The organism is Streptosporangium longisporum, from assembly GCF_039534895.1.
GTDB classification, from domain to species: domain Bacteria; phylum Actinomycetota; class Actinomycetes; order Streptosporangiales; family Streptosporangiaceae; genus Streptosporangium; species Streptosporangium longisporum.
Genome location: NZ_BAAAWD010000002.1, coordinates 220,623 through 243,259 on the forward strand (window position 1 = coordinate 220,623; position 22,637 = coordinate 243,259).

A 22,637-nucleotide genomic window follows, 5' to 3' on the forward strand; every position below is an offset into this window, starting at 1 on the left:
GGTGCGGCTCAGATCATCCGCCGCAGCGCGGTCTCCACGGCGTCGACGAGCGCGTCGCCCTCGGTGGCCGGGTGGCGGGTGAGACCCAGCTCGACGTCCGGCAGGGCGGGCAACGCGGCGTCGTGGCAGGCCATGGCCGGTTCGAGGTTGGCGGGCAGGAGCGCCGCGACACCGAGCCCGGCCCGCAGCGCGGCGAGCACCCCGGCGAGACTGTTGCTCTCGAACGCCACCCGCCAGCGGCGCCCCGTGGCCTCCATCGTCTCCAGCACCGACGTCCGCCAGGCGCACGTGTTCGAGAACAGCACCACCGGCAGCGGATCGGCGCCGGTGTCGACTCCCTGCCCGACCGCCCAGACCAGCGGCAGACGCACCGTCCAGCGCGATGGCCAGGGAAGATGCGGGACCTCGTCGAGCACGAGCTGGACACGGCCCGTGTCGTAGGCCTCCCGCATCGCCGAACCGGAGAGGCTGAGCACCTCCAGCCTCGCCTCGGGGTGCGGCCGCGCGAGGTCGGCGAGCACCTGGGACAGACGGGAGGCGGCGAGGTCCTCGAGGAGTCCCACCCCGCAGCGCCCGGTGAGCGCACGCCCCGTCCCGGCGAGCGCCTGGGCCGACAGCGCGAGAATCCGCTCGGCGTAGGGCAGTAGTTCCTCGCCCGCCCGGGTCGGCGAGACACCGGACGGCGCCCGGTGCAGCAGCGGACTGCCCACGTCCCTCTCCAGCCTGCGCAACTGCTGGCTGAGCGCGGGCTGGGTGCGGCCGAGCGCCGTCGCCGCACGGCTGATGCTGCCCGCCCGCACGGCGGTGACGAACGACCGCAGCAGCGCGATGTCGAGATCACGGGCCATAAGCGTTCATTATGTCCCGTCCAACGAATTGACGACTTCCTATGGCCTCCCCGGTGTCCTAGCGTCACACCGGTGATCGAATTTCGGCGGGTGCTCGCGGTGCCGGGGATGACGCCACTGCTGGCCGTCTCGCTGCTCGCCCGTGCCGCGATCACGGCGGACGCGATGGCGTTGACGATGTACGTCGTGCTCGCCCTCGACATGAGTTACGCGGCGGCGGGAGCCGTGGTGGCGGCGCTCACCGCCGGTGTCGCGCTGGGCGGGCCGCTGCTGGGCCGGATGATCGACCGGCGGGGCCTGCGTACCGTGCTGTCGGCCACGGTCGTGCCGCAGTTCGTGTTCTGGCTGACCGTCCCCGTGCTGCCGTACGTGGCCCTGCTGGGCGCCTCCTTCGCCGCCGGTCTGCTGATGGTGCCGATCCAGGCGGTCACCAGGCAGGCGATCGCCGCGATGACGACGGAGGAACAGCGGCGGGCGGCGTTCGCGCTGGAGTCGGTGACGGGCGAGGTGTCGTACATCGTGGGGCCGACGCTGGTGATCCTGTGCGCGGCGCAGGTCTCCCCCGGCGTGGTGGCCTGGGGGGTGGGCGCCGCGATCGTCGCCGGTGGGGCGGGGATCGCCCTGCTCGACCCGCCGCTGCGGGCCGAGGACGAGGCCGGGGCGGGCGGTGAGGCGGGTGTCCAGGCGGCAGGCCGGCCCCGGCGCCGGGAGTGGCTGCGAGCGCCCATGGTCGCCGTCCTGACGATGGGGTTCGGCGTCGCGATGCTGCTCAGCGGCATCGACCTGGCCATCGTCGCCACCCTCCGGGAGGCCGGTCAGGTCTCGTGGGCGGCCCTGGTCGTCGCCGTGTTCGGGGTGACGTCCGTCGTGGGCGGCCTGGTGTACGGGGCGCTGCCCTGGCCGATGCCCACCTGGCTGCTGCTCGGCCTGCTCGGGCTGGTGACGATTCCGGCCGGGCTCGCCCATGACTGGCCCTGGCTGTGCGCGGCCGTCGTCGGTGCCGGGCTGCTCACCGCCCCGACCCTTTCCATGGTCTCCGGCGAGGTGAGCCGGCTGGCGCCGGCCGGTGCGCGAGGTGAGGCGACCGGCCTGCAGTCCTCGGCGGCGAGCGCGGGGTTCGCGCTCGGCGCCCCGGTCGTGGGAACGGCGATCGACGCCTCCGTTCCGGCGAGCGGCTTCGTGGCCGCCGGCCTGATCGGCCTGCTCGCCGCCCTGACGGGATACCTGCTCTCGCGCCGGTCACCCGCCGCGCCGTCTCCGCCGTCCTCATCAGGGGCACCCGGCCGGACCCGGCAGGTGAGCGTCAGGAACCCCACTTCGAGGTAGCGCGCCGGAGATCGCCCACGCTCACCGGGACCTCACCCCACGGCCTTCGTGACGAGCCTCCTCAGCGCCGCCTCACCGGCCTCGCTCAACTCCGTCAGGGCGTAGGCCGTCGGCCACATGCCGTCGTCGTCGTCGAGATTCGCCTCCACGGTGAACCCGAACGACGAGTAGCGCTCCTTGTCCACCTGCCCGCTGCGGAAGAAGCACACCACCTTCCCGGCCCTGGCGTAGGCAGGCTGGCCGTACCACAGCTTCGGCGCCAGCTCCGGAGCGGCGGTCGTGACGACGGCGTGCACGCGCTCGGCCAGCGCGCGGTCCTGCGGCGCCATCTCGGCGATCTTCGCGAGCACGTCTCGCTCGTCGGCCGCGGCCTTGTCCGCGCTCCGGCCGCGGCGCGCGCCCGCCCTCAGCTCTGCCGCGCGCTCCTTGACGGCGGCGCGCTCCTTCTCGGACAACCCCTCCTCCGAGGGCTCGTCCCGCTCGTTCCTCCGGCCGGTTCTCGATGCTGCGCTCATGGAGGTGCTGCTCCTTCTGCCGATGGTCGTGGTCGTGGTCGTCTTCCGCACGGTCCGTCCGGGACGGGACGTGCCCGGGTCCGGGTCCGGATCCGGGCAGGCGTACGGCCCTCGCGGGGCTCAGTACGTCACCTTCCACAGGAAGCCGTCCGGGTCGCTGAAGGAGCCGGAGTATCCCCCGGCCGTCTCCGCGGCACCGCCGGTGATCCGGCCCCCGGCGGCGGCCGCGGACGCCAGGAGGGCGTCGACCTCCTGGCGGGACCCGGCCGCGTGGGTGAGGACCGTCGACGAGAGACCGCCCCCGCCTTCGGTGATACCCGCGTCCTTCGCCAGTACCCCGCGTTCCATCAGGCACAGCCTGGCCGCGGCCCTGGCAGGGTGGAAGTCGATGTACTTGTTGCCGTAGTCCCGGTCGGCCGTCATGCCCAGGGCCTCGTAGAAGGCCTTGGACGCCTTCGGCGCGGAAACGCCGAGGATGAGCGTGGTCTCGGTCGGCAGCGGCCTCTCCGCCGCGGAACCGGTGTCCTTGCCGGTGGCCGCCACCGGCTTCCAGACGGAGCCGTCCGGTGCCCGGAACACCCCGGAGAACGAACCGAAGAGGGCCTTCCTCGCGGGCTTGAGGACCTCCGCCCCGCCGCGGACGGCGGCGTCCATCAGTGCCCTGACCTCGGCCGGCCGGTCGAGGACGTAGGTCAGCAGGTAACCGCGGAATCCCGGCGCCGCCGGTTCCGCTGCGAGCCTCCCGGTTGCGGACAGGGCGAGCCGCCCGGTCCCGTGCAGGTCGAGGTTCACCGGGTCCCCGACGTCCCCGGCATCACCGGCGTCACTGTCGTCCCCGTCGTCACGGTCGCCGGTGACGGCGCAGGAGAGCGCGGTGGCGTAGAACCTGCCCGCGGACCGCACCTCGGGCACTCCGAGGGTGATGACGTCGAGCGTGAGGGTCATGCGTGGCTCCCGTACGGGAGGAGGCTTGGGCGAACGGTGGTGTTCATGCAGGTAACGCTAGGCGCGGCCTTCCGGATGGCGCTTCTCGATTCCTGACCGGTTCGCCCGTGCCCGGCCGGACGGCCGGTCGTGCTCACCGGTGAACGACGTCTCGATCATCGTCTCCGCCCGGTCGCGGATCGCCGTCGTCGGCGAGAACGACCGTGCAAGATGACGCTGCTGCACCTGCCGGCCGGACTCGTCACACCGGACGCGGGCACCGTGCGCCGGGCCGGTGCGTCGGGCGGCAGCCGTCCGCGGCCGCCGGCGTCAGATGGGGGCGGTCAGCCACCGTCGGCGGGTCATACCCGAGTCGTCACCCCTCTCGCCGTCGCCACCGCGAGAGATCAGGCCCGGCCGAGCCCATTCCGTCAGGCGCTCTCAGAGAAGAGGGGAATGAGATGGATGACCTCGATTGCTTCGTAGATCGCGCCGATGATGAGAAGCATGACGACCAGGGGATAAAGGCGCAGGGTGTCTTTGAGTCCCGCCTTGTACCCCGCCCGTCTCGTCGGCAGGCTGAAGCGGCCGGGCCGCAGGAATTTGCGGCCGTGAATCCAGACGGCGAAAGCCGCGATGAGGTACGCCTGTCCCTCGACGATGAGGGTGACGAGGTGGGGGATGAAGGCGGCGTAGTTCCCGTCGAGGGGTACGAAGAGGATGCCCCACTGGGTGACCCGGTAGACGGTGAACGCGATTCCGAAAAACGGGATGATGAGCGATGGCAGCGTGGTGGTCAGAAGTGCGCCGATGAAAAAGTTCACGAAGAGGGTGACTCCTGCCGCCCACAGGATGTTTCCGCTGTCGTAGCCGGCCGCGACCGCCGAGCCCAGTCCTGGCTGGTTCAGGTCTCCCTGGACCCCCTTCACCGCAGACACCTGAGCTTCGGGGTACACGGCGGCGGTGACGATCATAGTCGCCACGAAAAGGCCGTAGAAAACAACGTTGAAGACGATGAACGTACGTCTGTGTTCTTTGATGACGGTGAACGCATCACGGACAAGAGACATGGTGAGACTCCCTGGGACGTCGAGTCGGGAGAACTAGCCGGAAGGACGCGCCGAGTGGCCGAGAGTGTCCATGGACACCGTGATGACGAGCTCGCGCCACTCGCGGGTCAGGCCGGCTCTCGATGCCTGCAGAGTCGTCATTGTCAGGCCGGTGCAGGTGCTCACGATCCGGATGAGTCTCTCGTCGTCAGGGTTTTCGAGGTCGACCCCGAACGCGCCGAGAAGTGCGAGTCCTCCTTGCGCGAGTTCGGCACCGAGGTCATGCCCGTCATGAACCAAGGAGTTTGCGAATTCGGAGACGCCAGGCCAATCCGTCGCGAGGTTCACCATGGAGGTGACGACCGTCAGATCGCGTGCGTAGCCGACGGGGAGAGCTTCGACCGAGTCGGCAAGGTTCGAAAGCTGCTGGGTCACGACAGCGACGACAGCGTCGTAGATGGCCTGTTTGCTCGGAAAGTGGTGCAGCAGGCCCGCCTTGGTGTACCCGACGGCGTCGGCGACCTGCTGCAGGGAAGTGCGGCCGAAGCCGTGCCGTGAGAACAGGGATGCCGCCCGATCCACGATCTCGGAGTCGATCTCACCGGTTGTTTGTCGAGGCATGGCGTCACCGTAGCACCTGGTCCGACCGAAATGGTCGGTTATCTACCAAAATGGTAGATGATCTCGATGTCGCATCCGGCCCCGATGTTTCGTGATGGTGGTGGTGTCGCGTGACAACCCCGCCAACTGCTGTTTTTCAGCAGCACATCAGGCCGAAGGCCCGACTCTCGCGTCGGGTGGGCGGGCGGGGCGGCGGGGCACGGGGCGGGGTGAGGTGAACTCCTTCACAGCGGGACATATCGATCACGTAGGCTGCCGACCGTGTCCGCCCCTCCCCCGCTCACCGACCGCATGCGTGCCGAGGCGCGTTCGATGCCCGGTCGGTGGCTGTACGCCGTCGACCCGTTCTTCGACCCGGACGGCGCGGTCCCCCCGTACGGTGTGATCGGCGCGTGGCGGGTCGACGAGCACGGCGAGGTGAGCGAGGAGTTCACCCCCAACCCCGGCCACCGGCCCTCGCCCGTGTCACTGGGCTTCGGTGAGCCGGCCGACCCGCTCGACGCCGCCGTCCAGCTGGCGGTGACCGGCTACTCGGACGGCGGGGACCTCGTACCGCTCCTGCTGGAGTCGGAGGTCCTCACCGGCACCGACGCCGAGGGGAGGATCCCGGTGTACGACCCGGGAGTCGTCCTGGCCTACACCTCGCGGGCCCATCTGCCGGGGGACCTTCCGGCCGGGGTGTCGGGCTGGCAGGTGCTGCGCGGCTCCGACCTGGTGGGCCTCATGCCCCAGGGCGTCGATCTCGCGCTCAACGCGGAGGGGCACGCGGGCGTCCGCGTCCCCCGCCCGGACGGGCACTGACCGGCCATGTCCCTTCAGCTGCCGCAGGAACTGGCCGTCCCGCTGGCCTGGACCGGCCTGGTCGTCTGGCCGGACTCCGACGAGGACGCGATCCGCGCCGAGGGCACGCGGTACGTGATGCTCGCGGCGCGGCTGAGGCGGTCCGCGCAGGACATGGAGGCGCATCAGCGCCAGGTGTGGGAGCGCAACTCCGGCGACGGCGTGGACGCCTACCGCTCGTGGGCGGAGCGGAGCGCGCCGGTCGACCGGGCGAACCGGCTGGCCGACGCCCTCGAACTGGTCGGCATGGCCCTGCTGACCGCGGCGCTGATCGTGCTGCTGTGGAAGCTCGGGGTGATCGCCCAGCTCGTCGCGCTGCTGATCGCCGTCGTCCGTGCCGCGGCCACGGCGGTGGTCTCCCCGGCGGCCTCGCTGGCGGCCGTCGCCGCGCGTACGGCCGTGACCCGCGCCGCCCTGCGCAGGCTGCTGGACGACATCGCCCGCTTGTTCTCGCGCGGGGTGGTCGACCCGCTGAAGCGCGCGGTCATGCTCCTGCGCGGCGGCGCCGGACGGCTGCGGGGCCGCCCGGCGAACTGGGACCCTCTCAGGGTCGCCGCGAACCGCGACGTCGACCTGTCCGCGATCCGGCCCCGGCCGCGTTTTCGCGACTCCCCCTTCACCGATACGCGGCCGGTGTGGCGCCGGGACGACCGGCCGCTCTACCGGTCCGACACCCGCCACCCCGACGAGATCTTCTCCCAGGGCCTTCAGCCGAGGAATCCCGCCAACACCGACCTGAACGGGTACGTCGCCTTCCTGGACGAGCGGGCACGGAGCTCCGCCTTCGTCGGTACCAGCTACAACCGCGACATCCACCGGTGGTGGCACGAGTACGGGCGACAGGGCTGGGTGTACGAGGTCAGCACGCCGGGCGGCACCGGCATCCGGCTGCCGGGCTCGAGCTACGACGAGGTCGTCTTCCCCGGTGGCGTCGCCCCGGACCACATCACCCGGGCCCGGCCGTACCTGATGTCCCGGCAGGGGGAGATGACGGTGGGCGACTGGCTGGAGAATCCCCGCGCACTGCCTGACTGACGGCCTCCTTGCCGAGCCGCTCGGCCCGGCGGTACCCGGCGTCCATCAGGCCCAGCGCCTGCTCGGCGTCCCCCAGGTCGGTCACGACCGACTCCAGCGACTCCAGGATCGCGCCGACCGTCTGCGCGAAGACCCCGCCGACCGGCCCGCCGATGGGCCCGGTGCCGAACATGGCCGGGGAGCCGCCGATGTCGCGGCCGTGCGCGGCGAGGTCGTCCCGCACCTCGCCGAGCCCGCCGGACGCCGTCCGCAGGGTGGACGGGCGGACGTCCAGGGGCTTCATCCGCGGTTCTCGATCCGGTGGGCGAGATCGCCGATCTCCTGCACGATGGCGTTCATCGTCCTCATGGACTCGTCCTGGACGCCCTCCAGTGCCCGGGCCAGCCCCGCCGCGTCGACGTGCTCGCGCCTGGCCTCGACGTTCGCGCGCAGGTCGTCCAGGGCGGCGTTGACGGCGGCCATGACCAGGTCGCACAGCTCGTGCGAGCCCATCCGCATGATCCGCGGATCGACCTCCAGCGACGTGAGCCGGCACTCCGGGGAGATCCTCGCCGACACCCGCCCGTCCGCGGCCGTCCCCCTCGCCACCGGAGGGTTCCCGCTCCGGCGGTGGCTCCTTTCCCAGCGCGCCGAGCCCGCGCCTGTCCTCGTCCAGGAACCGGTCGAAACTCTCGAAATCCACGGCCACGGGACGAGAGAATAGGGACGGCGGCGTACGGGAAGGCGTCATCCGGGTGAACGGCTCGTGGTGGACCAGGACCAGGGCCCCGCATCCCGGCATCCCCGCATCCCCGCATCCCGGCGTCCTGCGCTCCCGCCGCGGGCACGCGACGGACGCGTCCCGGCCGGTGGTGCCGCCGGGCCGATCGGCGGGGCGACCGCGTCGGCCGTCGTCAGAGGCCCATCTGACAGGATCGGCCGTGTCGCGGCGAGAGATTTCTCCGGGACCGTGTCGATCGGCGGGCCGCCCGTTCGACGTGTGGGGGCGAGGGCCGAGGGGCGGCCCCGCCGGACGAGGAGAACGCGATGTCGAAATATCTGCTGATCATGCGGGGCACCGACGAGACGAACGCGGCCATGATGGCCGATCTCGACCAGATGATGGCCGCGACCCACCGGTTCATCGAGGAGATGATGAAGGCCGAGGTCCTCGTCGCGGCCGAGGGGCTGGACGATCCGGGCCAGGGCGTCGTGGTCGACTTCGGCGGCGAGGCGCCGGTGGTCACCGACGGGCCGTACGGCGAGACCAGGGAACTGTTCGGCGGCTACTTCATGCTCGACGTCGCCACGAAACAGGAGGCGGTCGAGTGGGCCAGGCGGGTCCCGGCGGTCCGCGGGTCCAAGATCGAGGTCCGGCGGGTGGCCGAGGCCGACGAGGCCCCGCAGGGCGGCGAGAGCGACGGCCGGACCTGATGGGCACGGCCGACGTCGAGGCCGTCTGGCGGATCGAGTCGGCCCGGATCGTCGCCGCGCTGACCCGGTTCACCGGCGATTTCGGGCTGGCCGAGGACGCGGCCCAGGAGGCGGTGGCCGAGGCGCTGGTGTCGTGGCCGCGTGCCTGTCCGGCCAATCCGGCCGGATGGCTGATGGCCACGGCCCGGCGGCGGGCGATCGACGCGATCCGCCGCCGGGCCGCCCTCCAGGACCGGTACGCCCTGCTGGCGGCCGATCCCGCGGTCGAGCAGGAGGTCGACCCGGACGGGATCGACGACGACGTCCTGGCGCTGATGTTCGTCAGCTGCCACCCGGTGCTCTCCCGCGAGTCCCGGGTGGCGCTGACCTTGCGCGTGGTCGGCGGCCTGTCCACCGAGGAGATCGCCCGCGCGTTCCTGGTACCCGTGCCGACCGTGCAGGCCCGCATCACCCGGGGCAAGAAGACGATCGCGGCGGCCGGGGTGCCGTTCGAGCTGCCACCGGCCGGTGAGCGCCGGGAACGGCTGGGCGGCGTGCTCAGCGTCCTCTACGTGATCTTCACCGAGGGGTCCACGGCCACGTCGGGCGACCGGCTGCTGCGCCCCGACGTCGCGTACGAGGCGATCCGGCTGGCCCGCACGCTGGCCGCGCTGCAGCCGGACGAGCCCGAGGTGCACGGCCTGCTCGCGTTGTGCGAGCTGACGGCCGCGCGCTTCCCGGCCAGGACCGCCCCGGACGGCACGCCGGTCCTGCTCGGGGACCAGGACCGGCGGCTGTGGGACGTCGCGGCGATCCACCGGGGACTGGCCGCGCTGGCCAGGGCATCGAAGGCATCGAGGGCACCAGGGCCATCGGGGGCATCGGGGGCATCGGGGACATCGGGGACACCGAGGACACCGAGGACACCGGCCCGGAGCCTGGGCCCCTACGGCCTGCAGGCCGCGATCGCCGCCGCCCACGCGTCGGCGTCCTCGGTCGAGGCGACCGACTGGGACCGGATCGTGCTGCTCTACGAGGCGCTCGGCCGGGTCGCCCCCTCGCCGGTGGTCGAGCTCAACCGGGCCGTCGCCGTGGCCATGGCCTTGGGCCCGGCGCGGGCGCTGGCCATCGTGGACGAGCTGGTCGCCTCGGACCGGCTCCCCGGTTCGCATCTGGTCCCGACCGTACGCGGGGAGCTGCTGGCCCGCCTCGGCAGGCGGCAGGAGGCGCGCGCCGAGCTGGAGCTGGCCGCCCGGCTGTGCGCCAACCGGAGCGAACGCTCGGTGCTGCTGCGCAAGGCGGCCGCGCTGGAGTGACCTCTCCGGCGCGGTCCGTGCCGCGCTCCCGGCCGGGACACCGCACGCGCAAGGCTCCGGTGCACACCCCGGACCCGGCGGCCGGCGAGTGCACCGGAGCCTTGCGCGGAGGCGGTCACCGCGGCCACGAGCATCCCGGCGGCATGGCCGATCGGTGGCCTTCGCCAGGGGAACGACCGTTCCTTCGGGGAAGCGCCCGTTCGGGAGGAGTCGATAGGGTGATCCGGTGATGTTCACGAAATTCGGGCACGCCTGTGTACGCCTCCAGGACGGCGACCGGGTGCTGGTGATCGATCCGGGTATCTTCTCCGAGGCGGAGGCCGCACTGTCCGGCGCCACGGCCGTGCTCGTCTCGCACGAGCACGCCGACCACGTCGACGTCGAGGCGCTCAAGGCGGCCAGGGCGGGCAACCCCGCGCTGACCGTGCACACCCATGCGGCGCTGGCCGCGGAGCTCGGCGAGGGAGCGGTCGCGGTCGCGGCGGGTGAGACCTTCGACGCCGCGGGCTTCACCGTGAAGGCCGTCGGCGGCGAGCACGCCGAGATCATCGACGGCCTGCCCGGCTGTCCGAACCTCGGGTTCCTCGTGGACGGCCTCTACCACCCGGGGGACTCCTTCTTCGTGCCCTCCGACGAGGTCGACACCCTGCTGGTCCCGGCGTCCGGGCCGTGGGTGAAGACCGGCGAGGCCGTCACGTTCATCCGGGGCGTCCGGCCTGCCCGGGCGTTCCCGATCCACGACGTCCACCTCAGCACGATCGGCCTGGAGTACGTGGACGGGTGGCTCGAGAGGGAGACCGGCTACGCCCGGATCCCGGCAGGCGCATCCGTCGCCCTGTGAGGCCGGCGACACCGTCCGCAAGACCGGCGAGGCGGGCGGGACCGGCCTGACCCCGGGCCTGTCGCCGCCCGGGACGATCGAGCGCGCGACGCCCCGGCAGGGCGACCCCGCCGGGACGGCTCACGTCCGGACGCCTGCAGGAAGGAGCCCATGCGGAGAGGTGAGACGGCGGGGACCGGGCCGCGGGCGACGCGCCGGACGATGCCGCCGGTGGTGATCCGGGGTCAGAGGGGCGCGTCGCCGCGTGCGGCCTCCTGGGCGCACACCTCGTCCAGGTCGTCGAGCCGCCGCATGCCGTGCACGCCGCGGGCGGTACGCGGGTTGGCGGCCAGCCACTCCTGGTTGCGGGCGAAGAACCACCAGTACCCCGCGGTGAACGGGCAGGCGTCCTCGCCGGCCCGCCGGGCGGGCCGGTAACGGCAGGGCCCGCAGAAGTCGCTCATGCGGTTGATGTACGCGCCCCCGGCCGCGTACGGTTTGGTCGCCAGCATGCCGCCGTCGGCGTGCTGCGACATGCCGATCACGTTGGGCACCATCACCCAGTCGTACCCGTCGACGAAGCAGCGGTGGAACCAGTCGGTCAGCCGCGCGGGGTCGTACCCCCGCTGGAGCGCGAAGTTCCCGAGCACCATCAGCCGGACGATGTGGTGGGTGAACCCGGTGTCGCGCACCTGGGCGAGCGCCCACGACAGGCAGCGCGCCTCGACGGCGTCGGCGTCCAGCTCCTCGAACCAGGCGGGCGGCGCCGTACGGGCCGACAATCGGCTGAGGTCGCGGTAGTCCTCGCCGAAGTACCAGTACAGGTGCCAGATGTAGTCGCGCCAGCCGATGAGCTGCCGCACGTACCCCTCGACGCTCGCGAGCGGGGCGTGTCCCGCCCGGTAGGCGGCCTCGGCGGCCCGCACGCACGTCATGGGGTCGAGCAGCCCGAGGTTGATGGCGGGCGAGAGCATGCTGTGCGCCATGAACGGGTCGCCGGCGAGCATCGCGTCCTGGTGCGGGCCGAAGGCGGGCAGCCGGTGGTCGATGAAGTGCCGCAGCGCGCTGCGCGCCTCCGCGACGGTCGCGGGGAACGTGCGCGGGCCGTCGCGCCCGACGAAGGACACCTCGCCGTCGCGTTCCCACCGGTCGAGGTCGTGGCGCACCCGCTCGTCGATCTCGTCCTCCTCGGCCGTCCACGGGCCGGGCACGTCCAGCCCTCCGGCGGGCGGCGGCTCGCGGTTGTCGGCGTCGAGGTTCCACCGGCCGCCGGCGGGCTCGTCGCCGTCCATGAGCACGTCCAGGCGGCGCCGGGCGTCGCGGTAGAAGTCCTCCATGAGCAATCGGTGACCGTCCCTGCCCTCGGCCCAGGCGGTGAACTCCTCCGCGGTGCTGGTGAAGCCGCGCGAGGGCAGGACGGTCACCCCGGCGAGGCCCCGGACGAACGCGTCGGCCGCGTGACTGGTGGGCCCGCAGACGGTGACCTTGCCACCGGCGCGGCCGAGCGCCTCGCCGAAGGTGGCCGTGCGCAGGAACAGCGCGCGGTCGCCCAGCTCGGCCGCCCGGTGCCGCAGCGCCGAGAGCACCAGGTGCGCCTTCTGCCGGTGATAGCGCCGCCGCCGCAGCGCCGACCCGGCCTCGACCAGCAGCACCGGCTGGTCGTCGGAGTCGAGGAAGTGGTCCCCGAGCTGATCGGCGAAGAGCCATCGCCTGCCGTGTTCCCCCATGCCGCCATCCTGTCGGCTCGGCGCCTCATTTCCCGCGCGCCTCGCTGGCCGGACCGCGCGCCTCGCTGGCCGGACCGCGTGCGGCGCGGCCGCCCCGGCCCGGGGCCCGGAGGTCGCCGTCGGTGTGGCGTGGAGCTTCCGGAGCGGTGAGCGGCGATGGCCTGGTTAAGGTGGTGTTCGCTGGTGTACCGGATCGACCGGCGCCGCACGGCGATGTCCCCCCGCGCTCACAGAGCCGAGGTCAAGGAGATCGTCATGTTCCGCACGTGTGCCGCCGCCATGGGATGTCTCCTGGCGGTCACCGTCCTCACCTCGACGCCCCCGGCCACCGCCTCCCGTCCGGCTCGGGCGCTCCCGGCCGTTTCGGGGGTGGAGGTCCCCGAGCGGGTCCTGCCGGCGCGGAAACCCCCGATGGGCATGCTGAAGGCCATTCGGCGGGACCTGGGGCTCACCGAGGACCAGGCCCAGAGCCGCCTGCTCAACGAATCCCGGCTGACCTCGATCGCGGCGCAGCTGCGCGAGAGGCTCGGTGATCGCTTCGCCGGCTCCTGGCTGCGGGGGGTCGCCGGGCAGACGCTGGTGGTGGCCACCACCGGCCGCGCCGACGCCGCCCAGATCACCGCCGCGGGCGCCCGGCCCCTCATCGTCGCCCGATCGCTGACGAGACTGCGGGCGGTCAAGGAGAAGCTCGCCACCGCCAGACCCGCCCTCTCGGAGGTGAGCAGCGTGCGCTACATCGACGTCAGAGCCAACAAGGTCGTCATCTCGTCGAGCACGCCCAGGGCGGCCACGAGCTCGATCAAGGCCGCCGGGGTCTCCCCCGCCGCGGTGCGCGTGGTCCTTTCGGCCGAGCAGCCCCGGCTCCTGCAGGCCGGCATGCCCGTCGACCCGCAGCCCTACCCGCCCGGCGCCCCGCCCACCGATCTGGTGGGCGGCCAGGCCTACTACTCCGGCGCCACGACCCGCTGCTCGGTCGGTTTCGCCGTGACCAGGGGAACCCAGAAGGGCTTCATCAGCGCCGGGCACTGCGGCACCCCGGGCACCGCCACCGTCGGCTTCAACCGGCTCACCCAGGGCAGCGTGCGGGCCTCGACCTTCCCCGGCGGCGACCACTCCTGGGTCGCGCTCGACGACACCTGGACACCCCGGCCGCTGGTGGGCAACGACAGCGGCGGCATCATGTACGTCTACGGCGCCAAGGAGGCCATCGAGGGCAGCTCGGTCTGCCTGGCCGGTTCCTCCGCCGGCGGTCTCGACTGGCACTGCGGCACCATCACCCAGCGCGAGGCCGACGTCACCTACCCCGAGGGCGTCGTCACGCACATGATGCGCACCAGTGCCTGCGCTCACCCGGGCAACGCGGGCGCGTCCATGCTCTCGATCGGTCAGGCCCAGGGCATCGTCTCGGGCGGCTCCGGCGACTGCGCCACCGGCGGCTTCACCTACGTCCAGCCGCTCGGCGACATCCTCACCGCCTACGGCCTGACCCTGATGACCTACGTAAAAGTTCAGGCGAGCACCGGTTCCTGCAGCGGCTACCCCAACTCCGCCACCGGTGCGCTGAGCAGCGGCCAGTCCATCTACCAGCCCAACGGCCTGCACTACCGTACGACGGTCACCGGCAGCCACTTCGGCTGCGTCGAGGCCGACTCCAACGGCGACTTCGACCTCCACCTGCAAAAACTGGACGGTCTCACGTGGAGCACCGTCGCGGTCTCCGAGACCCCCCGCCCCTTCGAGGAGCTCGGCTACGTGGGCCCGCCCGGCGTCTACCGTTACCTGCTGCTCTCCTTCAAGGGCAGCGGCTCCTACACGCTGGGCTACACGACGCCGTAACCGGACGGCCGGTGGCGGGGGGTGCGGGATCGACGACTTCGCTCCCGGCCGGCCGACCGGCCGGGAGCGCCGCGGGTCCGCGGGACGGCCGCCGCCCGGGCCGGATCAGCCGGTGGGCCTGCCGAACCAGCGGGAGAGGTGGTCGTCCAGGTCCCGCTGGTCGTCGCCGATCCAGGCGACGTGGCCGTCGGGACGCATCAGGACGCACGGGACGTCCAGTTCCGCGGTGGGATCCGCGAGGTGGTCGACCCGGTCGGACCAGCCGCCGGTGGTCAGGCGTCGGGTGCGGTCCAGCAGCAGGCCGCGGCCGCGATGCAGCAGGTCGTAGAGGCGGCCCTGTCCCACCTCGATGTCGCGCAGGCGGCGGCCGAGCAGGTCGGGGCCTTCGCCGACGTCGTAGCGGACGCCGATCGCGGTGATCTTCTCGATCAGGTGGCGGTTCACCTCGTCGAAGTCCATCAGTTCGGTGAGCAGCCTGCGCACGGCCTGCGGGCCCGGCTCGGGGGACGTCAGTTCCATCTGCGCGCGGGTGTTGTCCAGCACCTCCTCGGCGACCGGATGACGTTCGGCGTGGTAGGTGTCCAGCAGTGTCTCCGGCGCCCGGCCGCGGATCTGCGCGGCCAGTTTCCAGCCGAGGTTGAACGCGTCCTGAACGCCCAGGTTGAGGCCCTGGCCGCCGATGGGCGGATGGATGTGCGCCGCGTCACCGGCCAGCAGCACCCGCCCGACGCGGTAACGGTCGGCCAGCCGGGTGGCATCACCGAAGCGGGACAACCAGCGCGGGGAGTGCACGCCGAAATCGGTTCCGGCGACGGCGCGCAGCCGTCGCCTGAAGTCCTCCAGGGTGGGCGGTTCCGCGCGGTCGCCGACTTCCGCGGCGGGGACCACGACGCTGTAGACCCCTTCGCCGAAGGGCCGCAGCCAGAACGGCCGGTGGGCCTGGCCGATCTCGGCCACCCTGGCGGCGATCTCCTCGCCCGGCATGTCCGACTTCAGCTCGCCCATGAGCGTGTCGTTCCGTGAGGGCTCGCCGGGGAAGCCGACGCCGAGCAGCCTGCGCACCGTGCTGCGCGCGCCGTCACAGCCGACCAGGTAGCGCGAACGCAGCCGCTGTCCGCCGGACAGCTCGACCGTCACGCCCTCGTCGTCCTGTTCGAGACCGGTGACCGCATGACCGCGCCGGACCTGCGCGCCTTGTTCGATCGCGTGTTCCTCGAGCAGGCGCACGATGACCGGCTGCGGGATGCCCAGCAGGTAGGCGTACGCGGAGTCCAGGCCCTCGGGCGCGGGTTTGGGGATGGCGGCGAAGAAACCGCCGGCCGGACGCCGTCTTCCATGCGGGAGGACGCGATCGAGCAGTCCGCGCATCGCCATCAGTTCGAGGCTGCGGATGTGCAGACCGACGATGCGGACGAACGACGCGGGCTCGGTGTCCTTCTCCAGGACGAGGACCCGTACATCGTGCAGCCGCAGTTCGGCGGCCAGCATCGCACCGGTCGGCCCGCACCCGACGATGATCACATCGAACGCGAGGGGCACGCGATCGGCGCCGGAGGCCGGCGACCGGAGAGCTGCGGGGACCTCGCTCGCCGTGGAGTCGCGCCCGCCTTCGTCGTTCGACGGCGGCTCGGCGGTGACCTGCTGAGAGTGCATGGGTGTTGCCTTTCGGGAGTGCCTTGTCATCGAGGCGCTCCCGGCGACACCTACGCCGATCGCCCGACCGTGACGGCGGGGAGGAGCACCCACATCGATACAGCGTTCATGGGGCTCACCTCCTCGGGCCGTGTCACGATCGACTGCAAGCTACAAGCCCGGGCGTCACGGCGTCCAGCGCTTTTCCGGCCGCGCGGTCACGAACTCGGACGGGCCCGTGCGGCCGCTCCCGACACCGGCCGCGTCGCCGTCAACCGGCGTGTTCCTGCTTGGCGGCCGCGGCGTAGGCGGCGTCGAGGCGCTCGAACGGGCCCGGGCCGTCGTGCGGCTTCGGCGCGGCGCCGAGGTGGCGGACGCGGAGGTCGTCCATAAGCTCCTCGATGAACGCCGGCCCTTCGTCGCGCATGAGCCGCTGGCGGATCCGCAGCTCGTCGCCGCCCTCGCGCCAGTCGAGGCCCCAGTTGCCGAGGGCGTAGATGATCGGAAGGGTCTGGATACCGGCTTCGGTGAGGCTGTAGCGGGCGCGCTGCCCCCGCGCCGCGGTGCCGCGGGTGAGGAGCCCCGCCTCGACGAGCCGTACGAGGCGGTCGGCGAGGATGTTCGAGGCGATGCCCTCCATCGACCCGGTGAGCAGCATCCGGAAGTACCGGCGGTCGCCGAAGATGACGTCGCGCAGCACGAGCAACGACCAGCGATCTCCGAGCAGCTCGACGGCCGCGTTGATCGGACAGCCGGACCGTGGTTCCACGATTCCTCCTTGACAGGTATGTCGTCCTCACTATAGTGATTGCAGAACACAACCACTATAGGGGAAGAGGAGACGATGGGCCACTTCGTGTACTGGATGAACGTGTCCCTCGACCTGCGGATCGAGCAGGTCCCCGGGGACGACGGTGCCGGCGAGTGGCTGCGCATCGGCGAGGAGCTGCACCGCGAGTTCAACGCCCGGGCACGGGGCCTCGCCCTGATGGTCCAGGGCCGGACCATGTACGAGACGATGGAGGAGTACTGGCCGCGGGCGCGCGGGGACGCGTCGCTGCCGGACGTCCTGCGTGAGTACGGCGAGATCTGGACCACCGCGCCCAAGGTGCTCGTCTCCCGCACCCGCCACAGCGCCGGTCACAACACCCGGATCATCGGCGGGGACGACGCGATCGAGCAGCTGGCCGCCCTCCGGGCCGAGACCGACGGCGCCATCGGGGTCGGCGGCGCGGCGATCGCGACGCAGCTGCTCCGGGCCGGGCTGCTCGACGAGCTGCTGCTCTTCACCCACCCGGACATCCTCGGCTTCGGCAGGCCGCTGTTCGACGACTACGACATGCCGATCGAGCTCGACCTGCTCGAGCAGCGATCGTTCGAGCGGGGCGTCACGATGCATCGCTACGCCGTCCGGGGCGCGAAGGAGGCGAACCCGGCCGGGACCGGGTGACCGGCGTACATCAGGGGCCGACGGGCGGATCCGGGTCGCCGTCCGGCCCGCTCCCGTGACCGGCGTGACCGGCCTCTCGGGGCAGGCGCGCTGTCGGTGAACCGGCGGACGAGACCGGGGCCCGGCTCACCTCCGGCCGGTCCCGTGCCCTTCTGCCGTGTCCCGGCCGCTCACCGTGGAGGAACCGCTTCGACGACTCCGTGGGGGTGCGTGGCGCATCGGAGAGTTTGCGGGGAGACCTGGCACGGGTTCGAGTTCGTGGAGAAGAAAGGGATGTGGTCGAACGACAGGCCCTGATGGGCATGGAGCTGCGCCGTCCGGGCGAGCTGGGCCGGATCAGTGGTGATCCTGCCGAAATTCATGTCGGCGAACGTGTCCACCATGGGGGAGAAGTGCGGGGCTCCCACGCTGCAGCTCCCCCAGCAGCGACGAGCGTACGCGATGTGGTTCAGGTAGTTCAGGCGCTCGACATCCAGCGTCGGAGACGACGGTGATGAGAAACGGGAACGTCGCTCGCCACTGCCCGGGACGTGGACGCCGCCCTTGGCCGCCTCCACGTGAGCATGGCGCAGGCTTTCCGGAACGTCGCGCGGGGAGTCGAGCAGATACCAGACGATCGCCAGGTTGAAATGGGCCAGCGACCGGTTCAAAGGACGCGTCTCCTGACCGAGGGCGTCCATGAAACTGCTGCGTGCCTCCCTGAGCAGGCGTTGACGTTCCTTGGGCGGACGATGCGCCGCCACCGCGGCCTCCAGCTTGATGAGCCCGCTGTTGAGCGGGCCGGCCATCAGGCTGTCGATGCTCTCGTGGACGGCGGTGAGGAGTTTCATCTCGGCGTTCTGGAGATCGAGCATGTTCTGGGCGATCATCTCGACCGTTCGCGTACCCGCCGCTTCGGCGAACTTTCCCAGAAGGAACAGCATCACGGCTTCTGCCATACCGTTCAGTCTCCAGCGCACCCGGCCTTGACGGAAGACGACGGTCGCCGTTGATGACGCAACCGGTATGCCGGCCTCCGGGGAGGATCACCAAGAATTCCGGCGGGAGAGCGGGAAACGCCGTCGTTCCGGCAGCTCAGGAGCGGTGAGCCTCGGCAGGAAATACGGGACTCCCGGCCAAGGAGCCGCGAACATCGCGAGAAGCGTTCCTGTCGCTGATTTCCGCACCGATACTCCCCCGAGGCCGGCTCGTCGTGTCCGTCGCCCGCACGCCGTACGAATCCGTTCGCTTCACCCCCGGCGAAACCGGGGTTCCGCCGAGAAAGTGTCGTGAACCCCACAACGGCGTTTATTGTGCTGTGACTCGCATGGTCAATGCTGGGCGGTCGTGAAACACCCCCGGTGTACATCGACGAGCCGGTCGAGCATTGGACGGTCCTTCGCTTTCGGCGGAGGGGCGTCCCGATGTCGTGTCCGGTCCGGAGTTCTCCCGGCGGCTCGTCCGGTCACCGGGAAGGTCCGGCTCCCGACGGGCGCTTCACCGCGAAGTGCCCGACCGTGAGATGAGTGAGGATCGGCACCACATTTCGACAGACGCGGCTCCGGCCGCCCGAGCCGGAAAGGCCGTGTCAGTGAGACCCGAGACCAGGATGCCCGGATGGTGAGAAGAGCGGAACGCTTCGAAACGGTGAACGCGGTACTCGTACGACTGCCGGGACCGCTGCACGCCCTTGCCCTGAAGCACCGTGAGCTGCTGAAGTTCGCGGTGGTGGGCGGAACGGCGTTCCTGGTGGACAACGCGGTGTTCTACGGGCTGAAGCTGACCGTCCTGGAGCCGAAGCCGGTGACCGCGAAGGTCATCGCGGTGCTCGTGGCGACGATCGTGTCCTACGTGCTGAACCGCGAATGGTCGTTCCGGACCAGGGGCGGTCGCGAACGCCACCACGAGGCGGCGTTGTTCTTCCTGGTCAGTGGCGTCGGCCTGGTGCTCAGCTCCGTGCCGCTGTGGATCTCCCGGTACGTCCTCCTGCTGGAGACCCCGAACGTGAGCCTGGTCGCCCAGGAGGTCGCCGACTTCGTGAGCGCGCAGGTAATCGGCACGCTGATCGCCATGGTCTTCCGTTTCTGGGCGTTCCGGAAGTGGGTCTTCCCCGACGAGGAGGTCCACCCCGGCCGCGTGCGACCGGCTCCGGCTCCCAAGCCCGGGAAGGAGGACGAGGCGGCCTGACCCGGGTGGAGGAGCGCCTTCCCGCCCTGCGGCCCGCCCTGCGGCGGGACCCGTCGTGGCTCCTGCGGATACTCGGCGGTTGTCCGCGGTGGGTCGTCATCGCGCGTGCAAGCGCAGGATCCGGTTTCGATGTTCCTCACACCTCGTCTGTCTGGATTCTCAGTCCGGTGGCATGTCGACGAAGCGGCCGTAGTGGCCCTGGAAGGCCACGGTGATCGTGGCGGTGGGGCCGTTGCGGTGCTTGGCCACGATCAGGTCGGCCTCTCCCGCGCGGGAGGAGTCGCGCTCGGCGGCGTCCTCGCGGTGCACCAGGACGACGAGGTCGGCGGTGCGGGCGATGGGGTCACACAGATCGGTGTGCAGGTCCGGCAGTCGGTCGCTCCTCGCCCCGGGCAGACGGTCGAGATCGGCGGAGACGACGATGGGGATCTCCAGCCGCACAGCGAGTGCCTTGAGGGTGTCGACGGTTTCGGTGATCTCGTGTTCGCGGGTGCCGCCGCGCACGCCGGGGCGGATGCGACCGGGGGGCGGGCCGGGAAGGTCTCCGGCGCGGGAGTGATCCGTGAGACCGAGGTGCTCCAGGAGGTCAAGGAACTCCTCGCGGGCGGGGGCGTAGGCCATGGCGGCCATCCTGCCAGCCGAAGGCCGATGCGGCGAGGCCACCGGAACACAAGAGGAAACCGGTCGATCCTGCCTGAAACCGCAGGTCGGGCAGGAGATCGGGGAAGCGATCGGTTCATCGGTCCTGCGGCGCCTCCGCCCGGATCGCGCTCGAACGCGGCTTCGCCGCCGCCAAGGGAAGAAGGACCTGCGTCCCGCCCATCTGCTGCTCGGCGTTCTGAGTGCCGCCGTCGGCACCGTGCTGCGCGCGCTCGCCCTGGCCGGCGTCGACCGGGCCGCCCTGATGGATCGCGTCGAGGAGACGCTCGCGCGCGAAAGCCGGTAACCGGCGCCCGGTCACGTCAGCCGGTCACCAGCCGTCCCACCCTCTGCAGCCCCACCACGGGCCGGTCAGATGCCTGAGCCCGTACTCGTAGTCCTCGGCGCGGGGTTGCCCGTGAGGCGCCCATACGAAGCATCTCGATCCCGTGATGGGCCAGTCGATGATCTGCAGTTCGACGCCGATAGGGGCGTTCTCGTCCTCGCCGGCGATGTGGCCGCACATCGGGAAGAGTCCTGCCCCCGCGCAGGTGGGAACGTCTCGCGGCCCACCACGCAGGACGTTCTGGGCGAGGCGCTCCATGCTGGCCTGGGAGACCGCAAAGCGCGCCGTGAAGGGGAGGTCGGCGCTGACGGCGAGCCACAACCCCCCGACGATCACGGGTAACGCGAGCCAGCCGAGAAAGCGGTGCCGTACTGCCTCAGCGTCCCGTGTCAGCGCCACGATGAGGCGGATGATCCAGTACGACACCAGCGGCACGAGGACAAGGATCACCAGCACGCCGGACTCGGCGTAGGGGAAGGGGATGCTCACCCACCAGGCGACGACGAGGGCGGTGATCACGACGGCGGCGTGATAGCACCACCCGGGGGGCTTGCCGACCACGACGTCACCATAGCGCCGGAACCCGGACGCGGTATCGACCGGGTGATGGGCTCACGTGATCGTACGGGGCACAGCGGGGCAAAGGACGACCACCACGATGAAAGTATCCCCGCCCACCCGCGTCTACGGTGACCGGCGGGCAGCGGCCGATCATGTCGTCGGTTCGGGATCCCGTATCAGGTGCGCAGCAGGGGAAGGCGCAACAGCAGTCGCGCTCCGGGGCGGGAGCCGGTGGGATCGGTGGCCTGCAGGGTGCCGCCGTGCGCCTGTGCGATCTGACGGGCGATGGGCAACCCCAGGCCGGTTCCGCCCGGGTCGCTGTGGCGGGCGTCGGAGCGGCGGAAGAATCGGCGGAAGACCGCTTCCCTGTCGGCGTGGGGGATGCCGGGTCCGTCGTCGGTCACCTCCACGACCGCCTGGTCGCCCTGGGCGCCCACGATCACCTCCAGGCGAGAGCGGGCGTGGCGTTCACCGTTGGCCAGCAGGTTGCCCACCAGGCGGCCCAGCCGGACCGCCGAGCCCCGGACCAGCACCCCGGCGTCCAGGCACGTGGCAGTGGTGATCGTGGCGATCGTTGCCTGGCGGTGGAGCAGTTCTCTTCTCACCAGGTGGGCCAGGTCGACCGGGTCGGCGTCGGCGGGTGCGCCGGCCTCCAGCCTGGCCAGTTCCAGCAGGTCGCCGACGATGGCGCCCAGGCGCTCGGCGTCGTCGAGGGCGGTCAGCAGGATCTGGCGGGCGTCGACCGTGGGGTCGGCGAGGGCGACCTGCAGCAGGGTCTGCAGGCCGGTGATCGGGCCGCGCAGGTCGTGGGAGGTGTCGGCGACGGCCTGTTGCTGGTGTTGCATCGCCGCGCGTAGTTCCTGTGCCATCCGGCGTTCCCTCGCCTCGCCTTGGCGCAGCCGCTGGGTGATCTCCTGCAGCCTGCCGGCCTGGGCGAACAGCTGAGCCTCGATCGCGGCCATGGGCGCCAGGGCGGTCTCGGCGGTGACCGTCAGTCCCCTGGTGTTCATCTGCCGGACGAAGGCGGTCACCTCCTGTGGCAGGTTGACCACACCGCAGGTGTCGCCGTGCTCGTCCAGCAAGGGAGCGTTGGTGATGTTCCAGTACCGCTCCTGCACATGTCCCGGTTCACCGGGAATCTCCAGGTCGTAGCGCTGCAGCGGCATGATGTCGATCGTGGCTTCGGCCAGGACCCGTTGCATCGAGAGCTGCAGCGCTTCTCCCTGGTTCGTCGACGGGCTGCCGGGAAAGATCTCCAGCAGATGACGGCCGACGATCTCGCGGCGTGAGCGGCCCGTCAGCCGCTCGAAGGTCTGATTGACCGTGGTGTAGACCAGATCCGGCGACAACAGCGCCAACGCGGCCGGTGTGGCGTGGAAGAACGCGGCGAAATCGGGTTCTGCCATCTTCGGTCCCCTTCGGTCGGTCGGCTCCGGCCGGCGAACCGTTTCGGCCGTCGCCTCATCCCGTCTCCTCGGGGTATGTTCGGCCGCGTCGACCCGCCCGGTTGCGTCCACGGAGATGATGTACGCAAGTTTTCCCAGGTGGGAGGCGTGAAGTCCTGGAACGCGGGGATGGAGCGTGGCCCCCCGGG

At 71.3% G+C, this 22,637-nt stretch carries 24 protein-coding genes; 10 read left to right on the forward strand and 14 right to left on the reverse strand.

What is annotated here, in order from left to right:
* Window positions 1-8 precede the first annotated feature (8 nt).
* Entirely contained in the window at window positions 9-848 is an 840-nt protein-coding gene (locus tag ABD832_RS01400; protein WP_344887108.1) for a LysR family transcriptional regulator, read from the reverse strand.
* A gap of 72 nt (window positions 849-920) precedes the next feature.
* On the opposite strand from ABD832_RS01400, the gene ABD832_RS01405 reads away from it, so the two are divergent.
* Window positions 921-2,174: an MFS transporter gene (locus ABD832_RS01405; RefSeq protein WP_344887110.1), complete on the forward strand. Its 1,254-nt coding sequence runs from the start codon at window positions 921-923 to the stop codon at window positions 2,172-2,174.
* 32 nt (window positions 2,175-2,206) lie between these two features.
* On the opposite strand, the gene ABD832_RS01410 is transcribed toward ABD832_RS01405, so the two are convergent.
* From ABD832_RS01410 to ABD832_RS01425, 4 genes are all read right to left on the reverse strand, one after another.
* A complete protein-coding gene (locus ABD832_RS01410) occupies window positions 2,207-2,689 on the reverse strand; it encodes a DUF1801 domain-containing protein (protein ID WP_344887112.1) in 483 nt (160 codons plus the stop codon).
* A gap of 120 nt (window positions 2,690-2,809) precedes the next feature.
* Window positions 2,810-3,634 carry a VOC family protein gene (locus ABD832_RS01415; RefSeq protein WP_344887114.1) on the reverse strand — a complete coding sequence of 275 codons (825 nt, stop codon included), beginning with the start codon at window positions 3,632-3,634 and terminating at the stop codon, window positions 2,810-2,812.
* Between the two features lie 410 nt (window positions 3,635-4,044).
* Complete coding sequence (locus ABD832_RS01420) at window positions 4,045-4,683, reverse strand: hypothetical protein (RefSeq protein ID WP_344887116.1); 639 nt, start codon at window positions 4,681-4,683, stop codon at window positions 4,045-4,047.
* A 33-nt stretch (window positions 4,684-4,716) separates the two neighbouring features.
* Window positions 4,717-5,283, reverse strand: a complete 567-nt coding sequence (locus ABD832_RS01425) for a TetR/AcrR family transcriptional regulator (RefSeq protein WP_344887117.1) — start codon at window positions 5,281-5,283, stop codon at window positions 4,717-4,719.
* 261 nt (window positions 5,284-5,544) lie between these two features.
* On the opposite strand from ABD832_RS01425, the gene ABD832_RS01430 reads away from it, so the two are divergent.
* Together ABD832_RS01430 and ABD832_RS01435 are read left to right on the forward strand one after the other, a co-directional pair.
* Window positions 5,545-6,084 carry a type VII secretion system-associated protein gene (locus ABD832_RS01430; protein ID WP_344887119.1) on the forward strand — a complete coding sequence of 180 codons (540 nt, stop codon included), beginning with the start codon at window positions 5,545-5,547 and terminating at the stop codon, window positions 6,082-6,084.
* Window positions 6,085-6,090: 6 nt separating this feature from the next.
* Window positions 6,091-7,158 (forward strand): WXG100 family type VII secretion target, encoded by a 1,068-nt coding sequence (locus tag ABD832_RS01435; RefSeq protein WP_344887121.1) that lies wholly within the window; start codon window positions 6,091-6,093, stop codon window positions 7,156-7,158.
* Here the strand turns inward: ABD832_RS01435 and ABD832_RS01440 are convergent.
* Entirely contained in the window at window positions 7,070-7,441 is a 372-nt protein-coding gene (locus tag ABD832_RS01440) for a hypothetical protein (RefSeq protein WP_344887123.1), read from the reverse strand. The genes ABD832_RS01435 and ABD832_RS01440 overlap by 89 nt on opposite strands.
* Window positions 7,438-7,746, reverse strand: coding sequence for a YbaB/EbfC family nucleoid-associated protein (locus ABD832_RS01445; protein WP_344887125.1), 309 nt, complete (start codon window positions 7,744-7,746; stop codon window positions 7,438-7,440). The genes ABD832_RS01440 and ABD832_RS01445 overlap by 4 nt, the downstream gene beginning before the upstream one ends.
* 438 nt (window positions 7,747-8,184) lie before the next feature.
* Between ABD832_RS01445 and ABD832_RS01450 the strand changes: the two genes are divergently transcribed.
* From ABD832_RS01450 to ABD832_RS01460, 3 genes are all read left to right on the forward strand, one after another.
* On the forward strand, window positions 8,185-8,571 hold the full coding sequence (locus ABD832_RS01450) for a YciI family protein (protein WP_344887127.1): 387 nt from the start codon (window positions 8,185-8,187) through the stop codon (window positions 8,569-8,571).
* Entirely contained in the window at window positions 8,571-9,866 is a 1,296-nt protein-coding gene (locus ABD832_RS01455; RefSeq protein ID WP_344887129.1) for an RNA polymerase sigma factor, read from the forward strand. The genes ABD832_RS01450 and ABD832_RS01455 overlap by 1 nt, the downstream gene beginning before the upstream one ends.
* A 229-nt stretch (window positions 9,867-10,095) precedes the next feature.
* Entirely contained in the window at window positions 10,096-10,707 is a 612-nt protein-coding gene (locus ABD832_RS01460; RefSeq protein ID WP_344887553.1) for an MBL fold metallo-hydrolase, read from the forward strand.
* Between the two features lie 224 nt (window positions 10,708-10,931).
* On the opposite strand, the gene ABD832_RS01465 is transcribed toward ABD832_RS01460, so the two are convergent.
* Window positions 10,932-12,413, reverse strand: coding sequence for a cryptochrome/photolyase family protein (locus ABD832_RS01465; RefSeq protein WP_344887131.1), 1,482 nt, complete (start codon window positions 12,411-12,413; stop codon window positions 10,932-10,934).
* Between the two features lie 255 nt (window positions 12,414-12,668).
* On the opposite strand from ABD832_RS01465, the gene ABD832_RS01470 reads away from it, so the two are divergent.
* A complete protein-coding gene (locus ABD832_RS01470) occupies window positions 12,669-14,249 on the forward strand; it encodes a S1 family peptidase (RefSeq protein ID WP_344887133.1) in 1,581 nt (526 codons plus the stop codon).
* Window positions 14,250-14,354: 105 nt separating this feature from the next.
* On the opposite strand, the gene rox is transcribed toward ABD832_RS01470, so the two are convergent.
* Window positions 14,355-15,902 (reverse strand): rifampin monooxygenase, encoded by a 1,548-nt coding sequence (rox, locus tag ABD832_RS01475; protein WP_344887135.1) that lies wholly within the window; start codon window positions 15,900-15,902, stop codon window positions 14,355-14,357.
* Between the two features lie 250 nt (window positions 15,903-16,152).
* The gene (locus ABD832_RS01480) at window positions 16,153-16,650 is read right to left on the reverse strand and encodes a winged helix-turn-helix transcriptional regulator (protein ID WP_344887137.1); all 498 of its coding nucleotides are present in this window, start codon (window positions 16,648-16,650) and stop codon (window positions 16,153-16,155) included.
* 75 nt (window positions 16,651-16,725) lie between these two features.
* Between ABD832_RS01480 and ABD832_RS01485 the strand changes: the two genes are divergently transcribed.
* A complete protein-coding gene (locus ABD832_RS01485; RefSeq protein ID WP_344887139.1) occupies window positions 16,726-17,331 on the forward strand; it encodes a dihydrofolate reductase family protein in 606 nt (201 codons plus the stop codon).
* Between the two features lie 170 nt (window positions 17,332-17,501).
* On the opposite strand, the gene ABD832_RS01490 is transcribed toward ABD832_RS01485, so the two are convergent.
* Window positions 17,502-18,269 (reverse strand): hypothetical protein, encoded by a 768-nt coding sequence (locus ABD832_RS01490; protein ID WP_344887140.1) that lies wholly within the window; start codon window positions 18,267-18,269, stop codon window positions 17,502-17,504.
* Between the two features lie 658 nt (window positions 18,270-18,927).
* Here ABD832_RS01490 and ABD832_RS01495 point away from each other — a divergent pair.
* Window positions 18,928-19,497, forward strand: coding sequence for a GtrA family protein (locus ABD832_RS01495; protein WP_344887141.1), 570 nt, complete (start codon window positions 18,928-18,930; stop codon window positions 19,495-19,497).
* A 159-nt stretch (window positions 19,498-19,656) separates the two neighbouring features.
* Here the strand turns inward: ABD832_RS01495 and ABD832_RS01500 are convergent, their stop codons facing one another.
* Complete coding sequence (locus tag ABD832_RS01500) at window positions 19,657-20,118, reverse strand: DnaB-like helicase C-terminal domain-containing protein (RefSeq protein WP_344887143.1); 462 nt, start codon at window positions 20,116-20,118, stop codon at window positions 19,657-19,659.
* On the opposite strand from ABD832_RS01500, the gene ABD832_RS01505 reads away from it, so the two are divergent.
* Window positions 20,117-20,443 (forward strand): Clp protease N-terminal domain-containing protein, encoded by a 327-nt coding sequence (locus ABD832_RS01505; protein ID WP_344887145.1) that lies wholly within the window; start codon window positions 20,117-20,119, stop codon window positions 20,441-20,443. The two genes, ABD832_RS01500 and ABD832_RS01505, sit on opposite strands and share 2 nt — an antisense overlap.
* A 24-nt stretch (window positions 20,444-20,467) precedes the next feature.
* Here ABD832_RS01505 and ABD832_RS01510 read toward each other — a convergent pair whose 3' ends face one another.
* Window positions 20,468-21,043, reverse strand: coding sequence for a hypothetical protein (locus ABD832_RS01510; protein WP_344887147.1), 576 nt, complete (start codon window positions 21,041-21,043; stop codon window positions 20,468-20,470).
* Window positions 21,044-21,219: 176 nt separating this feature from the next.
* A complete protein-coding gene (locus ABD832_RS01515) occupies window positions 21,220-22,449 on the reverse strand; it encodes a sensor histidine kinase (RefSeq protein WP_344887149.1) in 1,230 nt (409 codons plus the stop codon).
* Window positions 22,450-22,637: the final 188 nt, after the last annotated feature.